The sequence below is a fragment of the Robertmurraya beringensis genome (assembly GCF_042433785.1).
Lineage (GTDB): Bacteria > Bacillota > Bacilli > Bacillales > Cytobacillaceae > Robertmurraya_A > Robertmurraya_A beringensis.
The window spans coordinates 23,837-42,819 of the sequence record NZ_JBHLUU010000111.1 but is presented as its reverse complement, the minus strand read 5'-3'; the positions used below and the strand labels follow the sequence as shown (position 1 = coordinate 42,819).

The 18,983-nt window shown below is 34.6% G+C and carries 18 protein-coding genes; 6 read left to right on the top strand and 12 right to left on the bottom strand.

Annotated features, from left to right (window positions below; genetic code table 11):
- Positions 1–5: 5 nt before the first annotated feature.
- Complete coding sequence (locus ACFFHF_RS16410) at positions 6–1,034, bottom strand: asparagine synthetase A (RefSeq protein ID WP_377058612.1); 1,029 nt, start codon at positions 1,032–1,034, stop codon at positions 6–8.
- 127 nt (positions 1,035–1,161) lie between these two features.
- Here ACFFHF_RS16410 and ACFFHF_RS16405 point away from each other — a divergent pair, with 127 nt between their 5' ends.
- Entirely contained in the window at positions 1,162–2,172 is a 1,011-nt protein-coding gene (locus ACFFHF_RS16405) for a S66 family peptidase (protein WP_160549707.1), read from the top strand.
- Positions 2,173–3,011: 839 nt separating this feature from the next.
- Here ACFFHF_RS16405 and ACFFHF_RS16400 read toward each other — a convergent pair.
- The 5 genes from ACFFHF_RS16400 to ACFFHF_RS16380 all read right to left on the bottom strand — a co-directional run bounded on the left by ACFFHF_RS16400 (position 3,012) and on the right by ACFFHF_RS16380 (position 6,560).
- A complete protein-coding gene (locus ACFFHF_RS16400) occupies positions 3,012–3,284 on the bottom strand; it encodes an HD domain-containing protein (protein WP_160549894.1) in 273 nt (90 codons plus the stop codon).
- A 12-nt stretch (positions 3,285–3,296) separates the two neighbouring features.
- On the bottom strand, positions 3,297–4,253 hold the full coding sequence (locus ACFFHF_RS16395; protein WP_160549895.1) for a replication-relaxation family protein: 957 nt from the start codon (positions 4,251–4,253) through the stop codon (positions 3,297–3,299).
- The gene (locus ACFFHF_RS16390) at positions 4,253–5,116 is read right to left on the bottom strand and encodes a S1 RNA-binding domain-containing protein (RefSeq protein ID WP_160549896.1); all 864 of its coding nucleotides are present in this window, start codon (positions 5,114–5,116) and stop codon (positions 4,253–4,255) included. The genes ACFFHF_RS16395 and ACFFHF_RS16390 overlap by 1 nt, the downstream gene beginning before the upstream one ends.
- A gap of 344 nt (positions 5,117–5,460) precedes the next feature.
- Positions 5,461–6,120, bottom strand: coding sequence for a helix-turn-helix domain-containing protein (locus ACFFHF_RS16385; protein WP_160549897.1), 660 nt, complete (start codon positions 6,118–6,120; stop codon positions 5,461–5,463).
- A gap of 5 nt (positions 6,121–6,125) precedes the next feature.
- On the bottom strand, positions 6,126–6,560 hold the full coding sequence (locus tag ACFFHF_RS16380; RefSeq protein WP_160549898.1) for a restriction endonuclease: 435 nt from the start codon (positions 6,558–6,560) through the stop codon (positions 6,126–6,128).
- 266 nt (positions 6,561–6,826) lie between these two features.
- Between ACFFHF_RS16380 and ACFFHF_RS16375 the strand changes: the two genes are divergently transcribed.
- The gene (locus tag ACFFHF_RS16375) at positions 6,827–7,030 is read left to right on the top strand and encodes an alpha/beta-type small acid-soluble spore protein (RefSeq protein WP_160549687.1); all 204 of its coding nucleotides are present in this window, start codon (positions 6,827–6,829) and stop codon (positions 7,028–7,030) included.
- Positions 7,031–7,092: 62 nt separating this feature from the next.
- Here ACFFHF_RS16375 and ACFFHF_RS16370 read toward each other — a convergent pair whose 3' ends face one another.
- The 5 genes from ACFFHF_RS16370 to ACFFHF_RS16350 all read right to left on the bottom strand — a co-directional run bounded on the left by ACFFHF_RS16370 (position 7,093) and on the right by ACFFHF_RS16350 (position 12,520).
- Positions 7,093–7,464: a hypothetical protein gene (locus tag ACFFHF_RS16370; RefSeq protein ID WP_160549688.1), complete on the bottom strand. Its 372-nt coding sequence runs from the start codon at positions 7,462–7,464 to the stop codon at positions 7,093–7,095.
- A 29-nt stretch (positions 7,465–7,493) separates the two neighbouring features.
- Positions 7,494–8,141, bottom strand: coding sequence for a hypothetical protein (locus tag ACFFHF_RS16365; RefSeq protein WP_160549689.1), 648 nt, complete (start codon positions 8,139–8,141; stop codon positions 7,494–7,496).
- Between the two features lie 111 nt (positions 8,142–8,252).
- Complete coding sequence (locus ACFFHF_RS16360) at positions 8,253–8,456, bottom strand: hypothetical protein (protein ID WP_160549690.1); 204 nt, start codon at positions 8,454–8,456, stop codon at positions 8,253–8,255.
- A 16-nt stretch (positions 8,457–8,472) separates the two neighbouring features.
- The gene (locus tag ACFFHF_RS16355) at positions 8,473–11,196 is read right to left on the bottom strand and encodes a type IV secretory system conjugative DNA transfer family protein (protein ID WP_160549691.1); all 2,724 of its coding nucleotides are present in this window, start codon (positions 11,194–11,196) and stop codon (positions 8,473–8,475) included.
- On the bottom strand, positions 11,186–12,520 hold the full coding sequence (locus tag ACFFHF_RS16350; RefSeq protein ID WP_160549692.1) for a replication-relaxation family protein: 1,335 nt from the start codon (positions 12,518–12,520) through the stop codon (positions 11,186–11,188). The genes ACFFHF_RS16355 and ACFFHF_RS16350 overlap by 11 nt, the downstream gene beginning before the upstream one ends.
- A 996-nt stretch (positions 12,521–13,516) precedes the next feature.
- On the opposite strand from ACFFHF_RS16350, the gene ACFFHF_RS16345 reads away from it, so the two are divergent.
- Complete coding sequence (locus ACFFHF_RS16345; RefSeq protein ID WP_377058611.1) at positions 13,517–13,858, top strand: hypothetical protein; 342 nt, start codon at positions 13,517–13,519, stop codon at positions 13,856–13,858.
- Positions 13,855–15,216, top strand: a complete 1,362-nt coding sequence (locus ACFFHF_RS16340) for an FtsZ/tubulin family protein (RefSeq protein WP_160549693.1) — start codon at positions 13,855–13,857, stop codon at positions 15,214–15,216. Before ACFFHF_RS16345 ends, ACFFHF_RS16340 begins: the two co-directional genes overlap by 4 nt.
- Before the next feature lie 80 nt (positions 15,217–15,296).
- Here ACFFHF_RS16340 and ACFFHF_RS16335 read toward each other — a convergent pair whose 3' ends face one another.
- Positions 15,297–16,172 (bottom strand): hypothetical protein, encoded by an 876-nt coding sequence (locus tag ACFFHF_RS16335; RefSeq protein ID WP_160549694.1) that lies wholly within the window; start codon positions 16,170–16,172, stop codon positions 15,297–15,299.
- Between the two features lie 199 nt (positions 16,173–16,371).
- Here ACFFHF_RS16335 and ACFFHF_RS16330 point away from each other — a divergent pair, with 199 nt between their 5' ends.
- Together ACFFHF_RS16330 and ACFFHF_RS16325 are read left to right on the top strand one after the other, a co-directional pair.
- Positions 16,372–17,166: a hypothetical protein gene (locus ACFFHF_RS16330; protein ID WP_160549695.1), complete on the top strand. Its 795-nt coding sequence runs from the start codon at positions 16,372–16,374 to the stop codon at positions 17,164–17,166.
- 856 nt (positions 17,167–18,022) lie between these two features.
- A complete protein-coding gene (locus ACFFHF_RS16325) occupies positions 18,023–18,952 on the top strand; it encodes a hypothetical protein (RefSeq protein ID WP_160549696.1) in 930 nt (309 codons plus the stop codon).
- Positions 18,953–18,983 lie beyond the last annotated feature (31 nt).

The following is an 18,983-nucleotide window of genomic DNA, read 5'->3' as shown; positions in this document are numbered from 1 at the left end:
ACTCCTTATGGGTTTATTGTAATACCATTAAACCTGGGAATTAATTGGCAATCTCTGATGTCATCATGTTTTAAAACCCACAAAATAAACCTTTCTATCCCCATGCCAAAACCAGAGGTTATCATTGGATATCTCTTTTTCATCTCCAGATACCATTGGTATTCTTCTGGATTAACATTAAGCATATTCATTGCATTGAGCAATCCTTGATCATCCACATGTCTTTGTCCAGCACCTACAACTTCTCCTATTCCAAATAACAAATCTGCATTTAAGGCTTGTGAACCAGTTTCATCATGATCTTGATAAAATGGTACTGATTTATAGTCGTGGTGTGTCAACCATACAAACCCTCCAAAATGCTCAATTAACTTCTTTTCCCCTTCAGAATTAATAGTCCTAAAACCCTCTGGATGAATACTTACATACCTTTTATCATAATCTAACAATTTGCAAGCCTCATTAAAGGTAATTCTCGGTATATTTCCACCTAATTCTATAAACTTATCAATATGTGAGATATCCCCTGTAAAATCACTTAAATCCTCTTTTATATTTTGAATAATATGATTACATAGAAATAAAATGTACTGATTTACTAAACTAATTACATCATCTAATTTACCGGGAATTTCAGCTTCACTATGATAAAACTGACATAAATGCCTTTTATCAGCTTTTTCACCTCTAAAGGATGGCATAACATAATGGGTTCCATTTTTCAACAATCGTATTGCATATTCTAAGTGGAATTGCATTGAATCCGATAAATATGTTTCTTCACCTTCTAAATTTATTTTTACCGGCAAGGAATCGCTTCCTAATCCCATAGGACTTGTTACTGATCCAGTTGTTATTGGTAACGATACACTCTTAATTCCTTTACCTCTAAAAAATGAATAAGTAGCATGATTAATTTCATCCTGTAACAAACACAACATTTGATACCATTTACTTTCAATAGCATCTAAATAATGTGTTTCAAGATTAAAATTCAAATCCTCTAACCCAGTTTTCAAAATTGTTTTCTCCATTTTTACACCAACCTTTACTTTTATTGCATTATTTGTAATTTTAATGCTAATATGGATTATATTGTAATATTGTCGAATTGTCAAAATTTTTATCGTTTTTTGAATTTAAACTCAGGGAGAGAGAAAATTGATTAAATATCCTTTACTAGATTTTCCTATGACAGTGGGAGTTACATCTCCTTCATCAGGTGTTAAACATTACTTACACAGCATATTAAGAGATGCTATAAAAGCTATGAATCATAGAGGGCATAGAGTTATTGAAACACCGAATATTTGGAAGCAAAATAAAGTAAGGTCTGATTCTCCAATTAAACGCGCAGAAGAATTTATGAATTTATTTAATAACGATGATATCTCTATAGTAATTCCTCCATGGGGTGGTGATTTAGCTATTGAAATCTTAGAATACATTAATTATGAAAGCTTAAAAACAAAGTGGATTATGGGTTACTCTGATATTAGCTTATTGTTATTAGCTATAACTTTAAAAACAGGTATTGCAACAGCCCACGGAACTAACTTTATTGATATGAGAGGAAGTAAAATGGATGTTACCACGGAGATGTGGACAAAAGTTTTATCGACAGCAATGTACGATGAAGTGACACAATATTCTTCAGAGGAGTTTCAAAGCGAATGGGACTTCAACAATCCTACTTTATATGTTTTTAATTTTTCTGAGAAAACAAGTTGGAAAATTCTTGGAAGGAACACCGAGGTATCAGGGAGATTACTAGGGGGTTGTATAGATGTAATTAGACATTTAATTGGTACAGAATATGGTAATATCGATAAATTTCAAAGGGAATTTATAAATTCTGAGCCTATTTTATGGTATTTCGAAAATTGTAGTTTAAGTCCTGTAGAATTGAAGAGAAGTATAGTACAAATGAAACTAGCTGGGTGGTTCAAAAATTGTAGCGGAATATTGTTTGGTAGAACATCCGTTGATATAGCAAAAAATGATTACACTATAAAGGATGTATATGCTGAAATATATGAAGAGTTGGGCTTACCTATCATTTACGATATTGATTGCGGACACTTACCTCCTCAGATGACCTTAATAAACGGTGCTTGGGCAGAAGTAAAAGTAGTAAAGAACAAAGGGACACTTACACAAAAGTTTATATAAAAATACATTCGTCTATACAAGTAAGGTATAAAAATTTGTTATGCCTTCATTATAATAGGTTGGTTACAGTTCATGTGGGTATCAATACCTTTTGATACCGCTGCAGAACTAATATAAAGTAACAGATAAATATTACTATTTCACTCAAGTTTACTACTTATTTTACTAATGATATATGGAACGACTGGCTTCTGTAACTTTATGCATTCTTTGGTTGACCAACCAAAGTGTATTTTTCCCATTCTTTAACTATAAATCATGGTATATATATTAACCTTCATTATTAAAAATAATTTTATGAGTGGTATTTTTCTAGTTCTAGTTCCATTTGAAAAAGACCTTTTTAAGCTGACAATAAAAGGTCAGCTCTCCATCCTTGTGCAGATATATTATCTTTATTGGCCATAAGAAAATTTATCTATAACAGGAACTCTCAGGTCAAATTCTTGACCATCTAAAAGCTTTATCAAAAGTAATAAAATAATTAATATACATAATTCCTCATCCTCACTAGGAGGGATAATAAGTTTAGGGGTTTCAACTTATTTATTGCTATCAAAAGCGTATAACATAAATCTAATTCGTTATTATAGTATTTTCTACTGTACAATTAAAATTTCTGAAAGCTAGACATTATAAAAATGCAGTAATTACCCTACCAAGGTCATCACATTTACTTAAGTTAAGTTTTTCATAAACTCTAATTTTATTACAAAATATAATAAACTTATTTTCCATCCTCAGATTTATTAACTATTGGGAATAAATAAAAGTTATTATAATAATTGTTTAATAAGAATACAGAAATCCCTTTAGTACCAGGAACCACACTTCTGTATCTATGACATATATAAAAAATCAAGTGACAAATTATTTTTAAACAATGACATTTTATAATAAAAACCACAGAGTAGTGCATGAGGAATTCCTAATTTCCCGATATCATGTAATATCCCAAGGACGTAAATAGTTTCTACGTCCTCAAGATGTAAATATGATGCAAAGCGAAATAATTCATCGCCTACTCTTAGGGAATGTTGATAGGTAGTTAAATCGTGTAAGAATAAATCTCCTACTAATTGCTGAGTATCAGTCTTGACCATCTTCGCCATTCTGTCACTCCCTTAAAATTCTAACTGCATTTGCTTCAGTTTTTCACTTGTAGGGAAATAGAAGGAAGTGTTGAAGCCAGTCTCCAATAAGTCCTCCTCTACACAAACCCATATATTAAACGGGTAAGTATCAAGCATCAGTTCTTTTTGGAGTTGGTTGGCTACAGAAAGCGTCGAAGCAAAAATAATGACATAACTCGGATGATTAGGAAACTCGGAAATTGGCAGCTCCCCATAGCGCTCGTATAACTTTCTCCAATTGTAGAGACGTTCTCTAAAATAACCAATAAAGTTTTGTGAAGATTGTACTCGGTCAATCAAAAAGTTCACTGATCCATAAGGGGTATCGACGTTAGCGACTCCTAATGGACGGTGATTTTTATTATGATTTCCTATGAACGGATTCCATTTCCACTGCTTTAAGATTTTCATCTCTACCATCGTACACCGCAACTCATTTACTGACACATAACGTTTAATTCCCCCTATACCAAGAGAATCCCAACGGTTCGCATCCATAAAGAATTCGGAATTATAATAGTGTTTCATAAGTTTGAAGCCAGCCATTCCTAATGTATAAGGAGCGGGAGGCTTCACGGTGTCTTCTTGCTCTCTAATTCGAACCTTCCAACGTTCCACGAAACCATTTCGTCTCAATCGGTCTAACCGTAAAGAAGTTTGAGAAGGACTCATTTTAGGTTCTAGGTACCGTCTTAGTTGATTTTCATTTGCGCAAATCGCGTCACCTAGTACTTTTAATATGATAAAGTCTTTCTCATCTATCAACCCTCTGGAAAAATGCTCAACCGCACGTTCCAGATTGGTAATGGGATGATAATTCTTCGGTAGGACCTTGCTACCTTTTAGGAAGGGGTGGTCCCAAAGTGGTATGTCACCTTTTTTAGAGGTGTACATATAGGTTTCTAGTGTCTCGTCAAATGGAACCAGGTCTTGTGCTACTGTATCCATTATTCAAACAAGAATGCTCCAACATCTTTGCGCTTCTTCTTGCCCCTTGGATAACCAGTAATAACTACCTTTGCTTGACGCTTCTCTTTATCAATGCTTCGTACACGACAAGAAACGATATCCCCTACAATTGGCTCTTCTAATTGGTTAGGCTTTACTCCTTTTACCTCAAGGCCAACATCTAGTTGAATGAATATACCATGTACAGGGTCAACACCTGTTACTCGACCAGCTACAGCACTATGATTTTGTAGAGCTTCTAATTTTACGAATGGATCTTCTAGTGTGTGTCTACGAGATACACGAATCAGATTATTTTCTTTGTTAAAGCGGATTACTTTTACTTTGATTTTTTCACCGCGTTGAACTTGTTCTTCGACTCGGCGGCTACGATCCCAACTGTAATCATTTGCATACATAACAGCGTCTACCCCATTGATACGAACAAAGATGTTTCTATTTGCTAGGTTCATACCTGTTACTACACCGTCAAACTCAAATGTGTGAAGGAGTTCTGATTGTTCTAAGACTTCTAGTTGGCTTAAAAATTTTGCCTTCTTCATTTCATCCGCTTGCTTAATGCTTACGATAGCGACCTCTTGGTCCAGGTCTAAGTTCGTAACAATAAACTCTTGCATGGTACCTGCGAATCCATTTAATGAACGGAATTCGTGAGCGGAGAACTCTTCTGCTGGACAGTATGCAGTTACTCCATTTTCAAGTAGTAAAAACGCAATTTCCTTATCTTTAATGATAGAGATTGATGTCACGACTCCACGAACAATCTCCCTATCTCTCTTAAATCTTGCTAGGTCATCTAGTTGTGCGTCGTTTGACCACGATTTTATTGTAAATTCAGCCATTTGTATTTCCTCCTGTTATTCAATAAACTGATTGAACAAATGAATAACAACGCAAAAAGACCCCAAAAACCAGAGGAGTCAAAAAAGTGACTACTCCGTTTTTTGGGGTCTTCCCATTAGGTATTCATTTATTCGTACATTAATTCTTACCTAGAGTGTATAACACCCTTACAAATAATTCAATATGTATTTTTATAGGTAAAATATTTGCTTTTATAATTTATAGCTCTAGCATTCTCATATTTACATCTCTACCTTCAGCAAAGAACTTATTTCAGGCAAGTCCTATTGGTAAGATCCACTTTTACTGAGAAACGTTCAATCTAATCTTTATTTGTATCGATTTATTCTGTTTTATCATGTTCTTTATCCCATTGATTCTTAAATTTCTCCAATGATACAGGATGGATCATCCATCTGCCTCTTATCTTTCTTGCCTCGATAAAACCCCTGTTTACCCAATTGGTAGCGGTCGTTTTACTTACTCCTAGTAGTTCAGCTGCTGTTGAAATGGGTACCGTATATTTATCTAGTTCATTTTGATAATGCTCCTCTAACCCCAAAACTTTTTTTGCGTCTGAAAACTGCTCAAGATGGTTATCTATTTCTTTTACAAAGTTTTTAAAGTTTATAATAAGGAGCATGGGGGCCATTTCAATTAAAAACTCTCCTGTATAGATATATTTATCTGCACTTACATTACCATCTTCATTAACTAGCAGCTTAATGTGGTCTGAACATATATTCAGTTGATTTAGAAACTCGTAATCAATTTCATCTCCAAAGGAAATAAATCCCTGTACATAGAAACGTAAGTACTCTTTAGAAACAAATATATATACATCCTCTGTATTATATGTAAATACATTTTCTGGAGAAATCACTATGATTGCTTCATCTTCTCGTTCATCATCTGGATAGATCCCTGAAGTAAAATCATACTCTAAGTAATTATAGAGGGTATTTAATATAGATTTCGCTCTATTTTCAATGGACCGATGCAAGATAATCACCCTTTCCTAGCGTATCTGGATGTTCTGGTTTCAGCAGATTCAGATTTTGATAAAGTTAGAATCATATCAAGTAATTCTTCACGGTCTATTAACCTAATACCAGTAGACACTGCTAATTCTATTGCATTAGCGGAGAAATAATTGTTGGTTATCACCCATGCTTCCTGCGCATGATAATATAACTTGGCTGAATGAATCTCTTGAACAGCTTTAATCCCTACAGTCCTTCTATATCTCTTGGCTTGGACAACAATCCGTTCACTTCCCTCTAAAATAAGGTCAGCTCCAAAATCATTTGATCCAGGGGTCATTTCTACTTGATAACCATAGCGTTTAAATAGTACTGCTAAATAGTCTTCAAATTCTTCACCAGTCATTACGTCAATCTCACGAATTCCTGCCTTAGTCATTTTTTCTTCTAATTGCTTCATATGTTGTTCTCTCTTATGTGAGCTATAAGTGACCCATCCTAATATCATTAAACAATAAATAATTAATATAAATATTAAGAGATCTAATGTTGAATTTCCTGTTATAAACAATCTATTCCTCCTACTTCCTCTATGTAATTCTGATTGATTGTAATTGGTTTTCAACTAATTATCCCATAACTTACCATGTAAACGATACGAATAATTTAATCTTTAATTTCCATACTATTAGTGTGCTACCATCACATAATAGGAGATGTTACATCATGGCAAGAAGCAATAATAACAATAATTTACTAGTACCTGGGGCCGAACAAGTTCTAGAACAGATGAAGTACGAAATAGCAAATGAATTTGGTGTGCAATTGGGTGGAGATACAACTAGCCGAGCAAATGGCTCAGTTGGTGGAGAGATTACTAAAAGGTTAATTAGAATGGCACAAGATCACATGTCTGGTTCTTACCGTTAAATACAAAACATCCCGCTAGAAGGATTCTAGCGGGTATTTTAACCTTTGATAGTTATGTTATGTTAAATCTTGTTTCGTCTATCTGAATTATTAATAGTTCGATTTTCTGAGAGGTCAGCATTTCGACCTCTTCCCCGTTCGATTAACATAGCCCCCTTAGTTGGAGAGGATTTGTAACTAGCTTTTTTTGTTGTATCATGGTCAACAAAGTACTTCTTAAAATGGTCTTTAGTGTAATCACATCCCGCTTTTTGTTTATACAACATTTTTAGTTCCTCTATATATAGCTTCAAATCATGAACGATAGAATTTTTATTTTTTCTTCTTTTTCTTCGTTTAAATATTAGGTCAAAATCTTCTTGAGAGTAAATCATTTGGAATAGTTCTTTTTCAGTTTTGTTGAGGTCTTCTTCACGTAATGTTTTCCATTCCACACTATCACCTTCTTTCGTCCCTTCTATCTTTAAATTTTCAGATTCAAAATATCTTCTAACTCTTTAACAAAAGGTTTGTGGTTATTCTCTAATACCAGAAAACGATGCCATTCAAATTGTCCACGAATGAGTTCTACCGCTCGTTGATGTCTTGGTGCAATCTCAGAAAAAACCACTGTAATAGATTTAAAGTCTTCATGCTTATCGTGACGGATATTATCTATTCTAAAAATATCCTGAATAGCAACTGTACACACTCCGTTTGTTTTTATTAATTGCTGAACCAATTTGCTTCGCTTTTCGTTTTCCGTTGGCGCTACGGTACTTAGTATATTTTTTATTGAAAATAAATACTCAATTCTCCCATCCTGCTCTACAACAATATCTGGTTCTTGATACTTACCGTTTTTCCCATTAAATCTTTTCCCTATAGAGATACTCGTATCCCCGTTATGCACAGTTCTATTAATTACCTCTCCTGTCATATTAAACGCATGATACAAATACCTAAATATAATTAATTCAGTAAACCCTGTAAGATTAGCGGTATTATTACTTAAAGAATCAAACATTCCATAGAAATCCTTCTTCAGTTTAAATAATTCATCACAAGTAACTGTATTTAAGTTTTGTTTCAAATAACTGTCCAATTCAGTGAATGCGTTTTGAAATATCATCCTTACACCTATTTCCCCTTTTATTTATTATGCTTTCTATTTCTGATACCTCTATTGTACTACTAAATTGGAAAGTATTGAGAATAAAAAAGCCCGTCTTATAGACGAGCCTTAAATAATACTACGAATCTCCATATTATATAAATTAAATAATTTTTCTAATGCTATTTCTTTAGCCAACTCAGGTGTATCAGCGTAGCATTTATCTACAAAGAAGTAATCATCTTTTGCTGTTGCGGCAAATTGGTTGCCAGCTAGATAAAGTTTTACTTTAATTTTTTTCGTATTTACCCCTTTTCGTGGTTGGATTTTCACCAGTAGTTCACCCTTTCTAGTCTTTAAATGTAAATCTGATAGGACCGCCCTTTTCATCTTTAACAGGCTCCACCGAAGCAGCAACTTCTTTCTTAACTTCTTGAATGATCTCTTTTTCCTCTTTTTCTGTCTCAACCTCTTCCTCTTCAATCGGTTGAATATCCTTTAATGAGTTTAATAGTTCGTCTTCTAGTTGTTTTTGTTGCTTACCGAGGGCAGATACCTCCGCTCTTCTTCTTTCTAAATTAGAGATCTTTGGTTTTTTACCTTCTATTTTAACTTCAGAAGGCTTATCTTCCTCCGTTACCTTTATGGTTTCTTCCTCTATGGTAACAGGTTTACTCTCTACAGAAGGGGTAGAAGTATCATTAATTGTTGCAGTTTCTGGAACAATCACTCGACTAGATGGTTTTTCGTCTTCTACTACTATATGAGATTCTTTGCTCTCATACATAGAATGGAAATCAACAGGTTGCTCTTTGACTGGGAAGACCAGTAACGGTTCTTTTTCTTCACCTTTTTCAATTTCTTCTTCCTCATCTAGTACCTGGAATTCCTCTAGCAATTCACTTTCCTCTTGAACAACAATACCTTTACGATTCTCTAACCAAACCAAAGCGGCCTCTTCATTAACGGAAACAACAGCATCCTGAAATTCATCTTTCGGTACAAAGTTAGCATCAATTTGTACTACTTTCATAGGTTTGTTCTCAGATACAATCTTAACCGCACATTGGAATGGCTTTTGGAAGATAATACCGTCAGGAGACAAGATCGCTTCCTTCTTCTTAGAGTAAGTATTCCCCATACGTAACATAGGCTTTTCTTGGAGCGGACTAACCGCTTGCTCTTGGATCCCCTCTTCAAACTTCTCCTCTTCCCCAAAGATTTTAGAGAATAATTGAGCATCAAAGTCAGGAATATCGCCATATACCATTTTATGACGAAGCGTTCCTAGTAAAGTATGCATATAGGTTTCTCCATATTTATCAGCCAGCTGGGCAATGGTTTGGGCAACCACCGTAATAACCGTTTTATATTTACGAGATTGTGCTGGGAATTCCCGGAATGGGGCGTAAATGTAGTCGGGAAATTCGTCACAGATTATATGGTGAAACGTTGAGGTGTTTGGCTTCCTTCTGAAAACAGCATTCTGCAAGCTAAGTAATACTAACTTTCCTAGAATGTTAGATAGACCTGCCATCTCCCCCTTAGCAGTGTTGACTAAGAGCACTCCTCCGGAAGAAAGGTGGCGATCAAAATCAAAATCAGACTTTCCGAATAGAACTCTACGAATCAATGGGTTGGCCCCAATGTCATTCAAGATGTTTCGGAGACCTTGAACGTATTCCGCTTTTGCATCATAAAATTCTTGCTGACCTCTATATTCCCCTTCGGCAATCAGTTTAGGTATACTACCGCTTCCTCCCCTTTCTGTTCGAGGGAGAAGGTTGTTGTCAAACCATTCATCAATCTGTTTTACAATGGCCCAATGGTTGCGTTCATCCCTATCTTGAATTTCATCTATTTGTTTAGGGATACGTTTCTTTAATTTCACGTGCATGTTTCTTACTAAGTTGGAGTTATCATACATCTTCAATAACATATCAAACGTTACTTCTTGCTCTGGATCATGAAGCTTTAATAGATAGATATAATGCTTTAAATGATTTCGTTCACTTTGTTTAAAGAAGTCCGAACCACCACCACTATCTTCCGCTAACCCTTCAACCACCATCGCAAAGGCTTCTGCCACTTTGTCAACAGGACCCTGCATAGGATTAATACTAGGTGTATTTGGATTGGTCGGATCAATATAGAATACTGACTCTTCTGGGATACCATGAGCCTTTACCAATTGAAACGCTTTTTGACATAGATCATTAGAGGGCTCGATAACACTAATTCCGTTAAGGTACATCCCCTTCACTTCTTCACTATCATAATCTTCTCGTTTATATAGATTTGGATAGTCATTGATAAAGCGGGTCATCCAATGTAAATCTTGATTAATGATAGGTAATACAAGCGCTGCGGTTTTACCTGTTCCAATCGAACCTATGATTATATTATTTAGTGTTCGGTCGCGACCAGGTTGTACAATTAATTCTTTTGTATCAGAAGATGGTCCTAGAACCACATCCGGCCAATGCTCTTTTTTCTCAAGTTTAAATAACTTCTGTAAATGAGCATTCTTAAATTCAAAATCCCAAAAGGCTTCGTTTAAATCCTTTGAGTACTGTGAGTACTGACCTGCTAACCACATCATACTTACGAGTGTAACAACTGTAGGTATAAACATGACAGTTAGTAGCAAGGTTTGTGTATCTCCTACTGCTACCGCTAACCAAATGTTACTCACGTCCATATTGGTAATTCTATTCCCTAGATACGGTAATAGTGAGTTATATACAGGAGCGGAGACCATCCATAGAAAATAAAACAACATTCCCAATGCCATGTTAAGGAACCATGCGATTCTCCACTTTGGAGTCTTGAACTTCTTAAACTTTGTACTTACTAACCAGCCGACAATTAAAATAGCAGCTGACAACCAATACCCAATCCTCCCTGGTTCTGTTGGGTCCCCAAAAAGAATGAACATAGGAATGGAGCCAAGGAATTGTCCTACCATTAAAAAGAGATAGTTGAACATCGCCCGAATGGTTAAAAATACGGACAGTGTTCCTAAAACTGTTACCGTTATAAGCGGTAACTTTGGAAGAAGCTTATCCTTCATAGAGAGTACACCTACTTTTCTTTAACGGTTTAACAGAACGATAGAAAATTGCTCCGCTCTTTCCGTTTTTATTTAGTTGTTGAATGGACGTAAATAAAACATGTTGTAAATCCCATCTTTCACCTAACGCATCATGTTGAAGTTCATTATCTGTCAGATAGACTGCTAGGATTTTATCTACCTTCTTTTCAAGGCGATCATTTTTCACTAGATAGTTTAACAACTCTAATTCATCTAATGACTTAACACTTCCCTCTTCCATTAACTTGACGAGTACCAGTATAGAGATTCCATCTTTCCCTGTGATTAATAAATGCTGATCCGCATATAGAGCTTCCTCTACGCTTGGGCCATAGATGGTACTAGGGTTTATTTCTTCTACTGCTTCACATAGATTCGGATTGTCACGGAAACCACCTAATACTTTAGAGAGTTCTTCCGTTCTATTACGGTACTGTCCTGACAGAATGTTATAAGCGACTATTCCCGAACGACTAGAGGAAACAACATGGAAATGTAGATTAGGAATGATGTGAGCACTTGCTCTAATAATGTAATCTTTAAGCGTACCTAATCGTTTGCTTCGATCTTTTGGTGGAGGCTTTACATAAGTAAGAATGTCATCGTCATATGAATCTGGTGGAACAATCAGAACATGATGGTCTTTACTATGTAATCCTTGTGTTACATAATCCACGTATTTTTTAACTTTCTCCACGATCACATCCGAATACTCGGAACCCGTATCAGACTCGATATTCAGAATTGCATGGTCACTAATGAGTATCCAATCAGGTGTAACCATTGGAGTTAACTTTGCCCCAGGTGTTACATGTTGCTCAAATGTCTTCACTTCGTTTATATCGTTATACGGTAATTCAATTGGATGAACGGATACAAACTTATGAAAATCATGTTCGGCAGCAAGTAAATTAAACCTGACGATTACTTCCCGTGTACCAAAGAAATGGTCAGCTGTAGCATGTTTAGGAATCTTCAAGGTTTTATAATTATAATCGCTATCGAGTTTGACTCCTTCCTTTTTCAAAATCTCCATTCCATTTTTAGCAATTCGAACACACTTGTACGGAAGATTCTTGCCCTCGGTATAACCTTCAGTAGTAACTATTTTCATGTGATTCCATTTAATCAATTTCTGATAAATAGAATTTTGACTATCTTGATATCTACTACGAAGGTAAAACTGGACTTGACCTAAACTCAAAACCCTATGCTTCCAAATTAACAATAGAAGGTTGAGGTCCTTATTAGTAATCCATACTCTTTGTCCATTAAAGAGATAGATTCTTTTTTTATCTTCCAAACATTACCCTCCTTTAAACACAAAAAGCCCCCTGCTCAAACAAAGCCACAATAAGAAGTAGCTTCATCATCACAGGGGGCCTCCCTTTAAGTATCATTTTCTTTCAGAGTATATCATTTCAGGAGTGTTCATTCAACCAAAACATTATGAATAAATATACGATATATGAGCGATTTATTAGTGTACATTTCAAGAAAATATAGGTGAGGGAAATGGTAAGGGGAATTAATTTAGGGTACGAAAAACAATGTCCAGAAATGGAACATTTTCACCCTCCAAAACAGTAAAATTGGACATCGTTACACGAGTGAAACTCAGCGTTCTAAAATCTAGTTAACCCCTTGATAGCAAAGGTTTAAACTACACAAGTCATTTGTGAGCTCTCATTTGTGCGATTTTCACACAAATGGAACTACACAAATGGGGCTCCTAAAATGAACAAATAAATATGGTTTTTATTTAGTCTTTTTCACGACAAAAATATGCATGATTTTTTGTATAAAACAAAGGCTGACTGATTTAAAATTTCAGGTAATTATTTAATACTTTCCCCCTTCTCACCTCCCCCACCACACTAAAAAATGCTCCTAGATTCCGGTCACTTTTCCACTTTTCCACTTAATCATGTTGAGTTTTGGTTGGTGAGAGGTAACATTACTAAGCCTTTTCAAATTGAACTAAGTATATCCAACGAAACTCGATTAAGTATATTTTAGATAATTATGATCTGATTCAGTTGCATGGGGCACCAATTCGTTTTGTTAGATTTTTACCCTTATGAGACATTCAAAAGGTGAACTTTAGGGAAAATAAGATAGTTTTATAGTAAATTCATTGTGTACCTCAATTGAGGAACACAATATAACACAAGAATAGAATGATATAAATTAAATTAGTAATATTTTCATGAATTAGTTGATTTATAGCCATTTATTGCTATAATTACCTTTAAGGAACACAATAGTGAATCTTTAGGGTACATAAGGTGGTGCTAATTTGGACAAGGAAGTATTGGAAAACGTCAAATACAAAGACTTAGATCAACTCCTATATGACGAGGACGTTATTAGGTTTCTAAGAAAGAAATTAGACAACTTTACATTAAACGTATTCCGAGAAGTATTAAATCATAATAAAGAACACCGTGGATTAGTGAAAACTAGAATGGAAAACTTTCATAATATGAGGAAGCGTTATGATGCAGCTTTTCTTACTTTAGAAGTTCAAGGTTTTATAGAAAAAAGAGAAGATGGTACAGCAACTCCATACTACGTAACTGTACGCGGTTTACAATTACTTGAAATCCTAAAACAAGATAAAAAGGAGTCAATAAAATGATCAAAGCATTTACAGAAAACGAAAAACTAGGTGCAATTAAAGCTTTACTTTCACCTCACTTATTATCTGAGGAAGTAAAATCAGAAATTAGTCGTTTCCCATCTCAAGCAATCGTTGGTCTTGGACAAGGTGGCGGTAGAATTGCTGCTGAATTATCACGCTTTGGTTTTCCAACCTTTCTATTAAACTCTTCAAAGTCTGACATGGAAGAACATAAGAACTTAATTCCAGAAGAACGACGTATTGTTACATCAAGCAAAGACTTCCCAGAATTGGAAGGAACAGATAAGAATGCTCAATTAGGATTTGAAATTGCTAAGGAAAATGTTGATCTTTACAAGAAGGTTGCCCTAGATGATGCTGTTCAAGATGCGGAATTCGTATGGGTAACAGTTAGTTTAGGTGGTGGTACGGGTAACGGAGCACTAAAAGTAGCGTTAAGTTTACTTTCACAAGTAAGAAGCCATAGAGCCCTCCCAGGTGGAAAGATACCATTAGGTGTTATTTGCTCACTTCCATCTTCAGATGAAAAAGGTTCAGCATTTAGAAAGAATGCTCTAGCAGGTATTAGCGTCATCCAACAATTCATGAACGATAACAAAATGGGTACGGCTATCGTAATCGATAACGAAAAGATGAAGGATTACTACGCTAACAATCCTTTAAAAACTTATGGTGGTACTGAAATTGATGCGAAATCGTACAGCAACATGGTAATCGCAAGTGCCTTAGCAGAAGTTTCTTCTCTCCCATTATTAGAAGGTCGCTCTGTTTATGATAAAACAGAATTACTTACAACTCTTTCTACTGCTGGTTGGTTGTCTATCTCTAAAAACAAAGATTTAAACAGTGATGATAACATTGAATCGGTTATAAATGAGTTGTTCAAGAACAATGAAGTATTAGCTTCATACAATGCTAAACACGCATTAGCAGGAGCTGTGGCGGTATTATATCCATCTACAAAAAATATTTCTCCTAAAATTGCTGATGATGTGTATCGTTATACGTCGGATTTACTTACAACAAAGGTTAACCATGCAATCGCAAAGAACTCTAAGTTAGAAAACTTAACTCTATATGGACTTGCTGTATATCCTACTCCGTCAACGAGAATTCAACAATTAAGAGAAGAATTAGCTCAATGGGAACAAATTGAAAAAGAACAGGAAGAAGCTAAGAAGCAAGCTGCTTCAAGCCTAGGTTTAGACGAGTTTGACGATTTCTTTAGTTCAGGTTCAAGCCTAAAAGCTAGAAAGAAAGTAACTTTAGATGATCTAGATTTCGGGGATTCTGATACTAATGAAAAGAAAAAAGTGAAACCAGCAGACTTAAATGATTTAGACTTAGATTTTTAATATCTAAAAACAGAGGTACATCACATTTTGTTGTGGTGTACCTCTCTTATTTTAAGACTATATTGTTTATAAACCGATTTTTAATCAAGAAAATCTAAAGTTAGTTGATACTCGTCTATTTTTTGTACTCTTCCTTTCTTTAGTAAATCCATCCCTCTTATACCTTTATCATATCTTCTTTTAATGGTTGAGAAAGGTAATCCAGCTTCTTTAGCCCACGCATTTATAGTCTTTCTAACCCCTTCTATTTCAAGAAGATTTTCCTGGTGTTGGTATCCAATTGGCGATAACAAGTTTTCTTCTTCACAACCGGTATCAATTCGCCTTTGTAGCCTTTTATAGGGCATACCACTAATCTCAGCCCATTCTGCAACGGTCTTCGATTCGCCATTGATTTTTATAAAACGATTTGTTCTTTTGTTTCTTTGTTGTTCAGTTTCCGTACTCCATCTGCAATTTATCGGCTCGTAATTACCATTAACATCTATTCTATCTATCGATAAATCATCCTTATATCCATTACTCATTGACCATTCTTTAAAGGCTTCAAACTTACTCCATTCATCACAAACAGTGATTCCTCTCCCACCATATCTATCAAAGTGTTCAAGGTTTGGATTGGTACATCTTTGATGCATCTGGGTCCATATGTTATATAGTCTGGACCATCTCATACCATGTGTTTTACATGTTTCTTTCTTTTCGAGAAAAACACAATTTTCGGGATAAAACCCATCATTCTTATCTTTTCTAACTAATTCTAATCCCTTCTGGTATCCATTTTGCTTGGCCCAACTCACAAAAGCTTCAGGGTCTTCTCTCCATTCATCACAAATCCATAAATTTAGACCTTTATACCGGTTTTCTAGATTGCTACCATAACATTTAAGCCTCATCGTTTTCCAAACTTTATATTCTTTAGTTTTACTTAAACCGTGTTTTTTAACAAATACCACAAGGAGCACCTCATGTGTCATATTGTTTTCCAAAATGACAACCATTTATTTTACTTTTTATTATAAATGAATAGAATCCATAGATGAAATTAGTTAAAGCAGTATTGTAATAAAAGCTGACTATAAATTTAACGATACTAAGTAAAAATAGTAAAAATTTATTATATACTGTTCTTAATTAAATAATTTGGAGGAGAACATGGAATTAAAAGATTTACTAGATTATAACTTCGAGAAGCGTAAGATTATTAAAATCATTAAAAACATACCAGATCATGAAAGAATAAGTAAAGAATTAGAAGCTAGTATCTTAGCAGCAAGGCGCACACTAGAAAATAATACAGCATATAAGCTTATGAATACCGCTTTAAAGGTAAAAAGTCTATTCGATAAGAAAAACATTAAAGATATAGCGTTGGAAATTGAAATTAGGCAAACACACTCAGCACTCTTCCCTGGTGATGGATTTCCACAAATCGGCAAGGTGTATGTTTGTAATCCAATAGATACTAGAAGATATTACGATATAAATCATTTTCATGAAGAAATGATCAACCATAAGATATACGAAGCTGAGTACTTTCTCCGCTCATTAGGTGCAACAAAGATTGAGGTAACCAATGTTACAGATGAAGAATATAAACAGCGCGCCAATGTGTCATACAATAATATGGCCGAAGGAAATACTAGTAGGAATACGAACAATAGTTCAAGAAAAAGTTGGAATAGTACCTACTCCCCTACTCGTGAACCTTTTATACCTGATGATTTAACTTGGTATGATCATGATCAACAATGGAAACAAATTGCAGACTCTAGATTACATTCTGGGATAGAATCATTAAAATTTGAAGTTTCCATTAACGAAGATTTTGGTATTAATAACAGTTTAAAGATTCCGTTAAAAAACGGCCAATATATTACTGCTGATACGGAATTCGGTGGATTTAAAAGAAGTGTATTTATAATCGCTGCAGAGTTTAAGTCGTTGTAATTTGTGAAAAAGTAACAGATACCACCATTAATAAAACTAGAGTTAACCAAATTTGGCTAACTCTTTTTAGTTTAAGTTAGTTTATTTTCGTTAATATTAGTATTTCTTGGTTAATAACTTATCTGTTTGCTACGTAGCATCCCTTCTCTTATCTTTCCACGCACGGCATATCCTCCTACACATTGTTAGTCCAAATTAACAAAGTACTTAACTACAACTCTAATGTGGTCCGAAAAAATGTGTACCTCAATTGCGGTACACATAAAAACGTTGATACATCAAGGCTTTTATTCTCCCTTTCCTTTATGGTACATAATTAAGGACCACAATTAAGGTTCATAATATTGAGACAAAGTTGACGTCTTCACACAATTCCCAGGATTAAAGTTATCTATTTTTCAATTCACATTTTGAAATTTATTCTGTCCTAATGATTCTAAAGAGCGATAATAAATCTACTAATTATTTGGTTGATTTTCAATGGTGTGTTTTTTGTATAACCAATAAATTCGTTGGAATTAGCAAGCTTTTTGGATGAAACGAAAAAATTCGTTGAATTTCGCAAGGTTATTCAGAGGTTACGAAAAAATTCGTTTATTTTGGAATGATAAACTAAGTGTAACTAAATACATTTTCGTTCGTTTTCGATAATCTTGAATAAACTTTATTTTTAACTAAGTTACATTTCGTGAAACTTCGTTCTATAAATATTTTAGTTGGTTTTAGTTAGTTAGTGCAAATATCCGCAATTTTTGCTATTATTTTTTACGAAAGTTGTGAACGGTTTATAGAATTTAACGAAAAAATTCATTTGGATTCGTTTCGTGCAACTTCGTACAGATTGGAGGGTGGAATTATGAGTAATGAAATGAAGATAATTGCTAATGAATCGGATTTTATCCTTAAGGTTCAAAGTGAATTAGAGTTCGATAGTTTATACCAGCTGATTGTTGAGAGAGAACCGTTACGAAGGGAATTAATGAGAGAAGATTTCCTAAATGAATTGGGCAAGGATCTACATAGATGGTATTCAGTTTCGGAAGCTGGGAAAGTTATTGGGGGAGATAAGAAAATACCACCAAGTTCTTTAAATTATTACATTGAGAATCTAAAGGAATATATTATCCCTGGTGATGCACCATCAAATAAATATGTGCGTCTTAATTACTTATCGCTATTAAAACTAAAAATGGTTCTACTATTAAAAGATGAATTTCGTCTTAATGGGTTGAAAGCAGAAGTAGGGATTACAGGAAACCCTAAAAATGTCGTTAATCAAACAAGTAATGATTCTAATTTGCCATCTACTGATTTTGATAACGATTTAGAAGAACGATTACAAAAATTAGAGGTTATGAATGAAATGCTCCTTAACTTACTAGTTGAAAAGGGGGAAGATGATCGACCTCAGTTAAAAAAGGCCCTACAATCTTTGTTGAATTCTGAAAACCGATTATTAGAAGGGGAAAGCTCTCTTGCAAGCCAACTGGAAGAGCAACAATTACTAATCGAGAATTTAACGAAAGAAAACGAAAAATTAAAGGAAAGAATTGATAAAACAGAAGAGGCAGCACAAAAATTCAGCGAAAAAGTGGAACAAGATGAAACTGAGCTTTCTCGTATTCTAGAGAGTGAGAAACAGATAAATCATTTAGCTGAGAATTTACGAGCTCGTCAACAAGCTGAGGCTGAATGGGAAAAACAAGGACTTATGAAAAGAATCACAGGCAACAGAAGTGAATTTGTTACAAGACGAATAGAAGAGATACTAGGTACCAAACAATAAATTCTTAGCGACAGTTGAAAAAGATTGATTA

Bases quoted from the DNA above. Each gene is read 5' to 3' on its own strand.
- ACFFHF_RS16410 (WP_377058612.1), bottom strand. From the start codon at position 1,034: ATGGAGAAAACAATTTTGAAAACTGGGTTAGAGGATTTGAATTTTAAT.
- ACFFHF_RS16400 (WP_160549894.1), bottom strand. From the start codon at position 3,284: ATGGCGAAGATGGTCAAGACTGATACTCAGCAATTAGTAGGAGATTTA.
- ACFFHF_RS16395 (WP_160549895.1), bottom strand. From the start codon at position 4,253: ATGGATACAGTAGCACAAGACCTGGTTCCATTTGACGAGACACTAGAA.
- ACFFHF_RS16390 (WP_160549896.1), bottom strand. From the start codon at position 5,116: ATGGCTGAATTTACAATAAAATCGTGGTCAAACGACGCACAACTAGAT.
- ACFFHF_RS16380 (WP_160549898.1), bottom strand. From the start codon at position 6,560: ATGAAGCAATTAGAAGAAAAAATGACTAAGGCAGGAATTCGTGAGATT.
- ACFFHF_RS16375 (WP_160549687.1), top strand. From the start codon at position 6,827: ATGGCAAGAAGCAATAATAACAATAATTTACTAGTACCTGGGGCCGAA.
- ACFFHF_RS16365 (WP_160549689.1), bottom strand. From the start codon at position 8,141: ATGATATTTCAAAACGCATTCACTGAATTGGACAGTTATTTGAAACAA.
- ACFFHF_RS16355 (WP_160549691.1), bottom strand. From the start codon at position 11,196: ATGAAGGATAAGCTTCTTCCAAAGTTACCGCTTATAACGGTAACAGTT.
- ACFFHF_RS16340 (WP_160549693.1), top strand. From the start codon at position 13,855: ATGATCAAAGCATTTACAGAAAACGAAAAACTAGGTGCAATTAAAGCT.
- ACFFHF_RS16330 (WP_160549695.1), top strand. From the start codon at position 16,372: ATGGAATTAAAAGATTTACTAGATTATAACTTCGAGAAGCGTAAGATT.
- ACFFHF_RS16325 (WP_160549696.1), top strand. From the start codon at position 18,023: ATGAGTAATGAAATGAAGATAATTGCTAATGAATCGGATTTTATCCTT.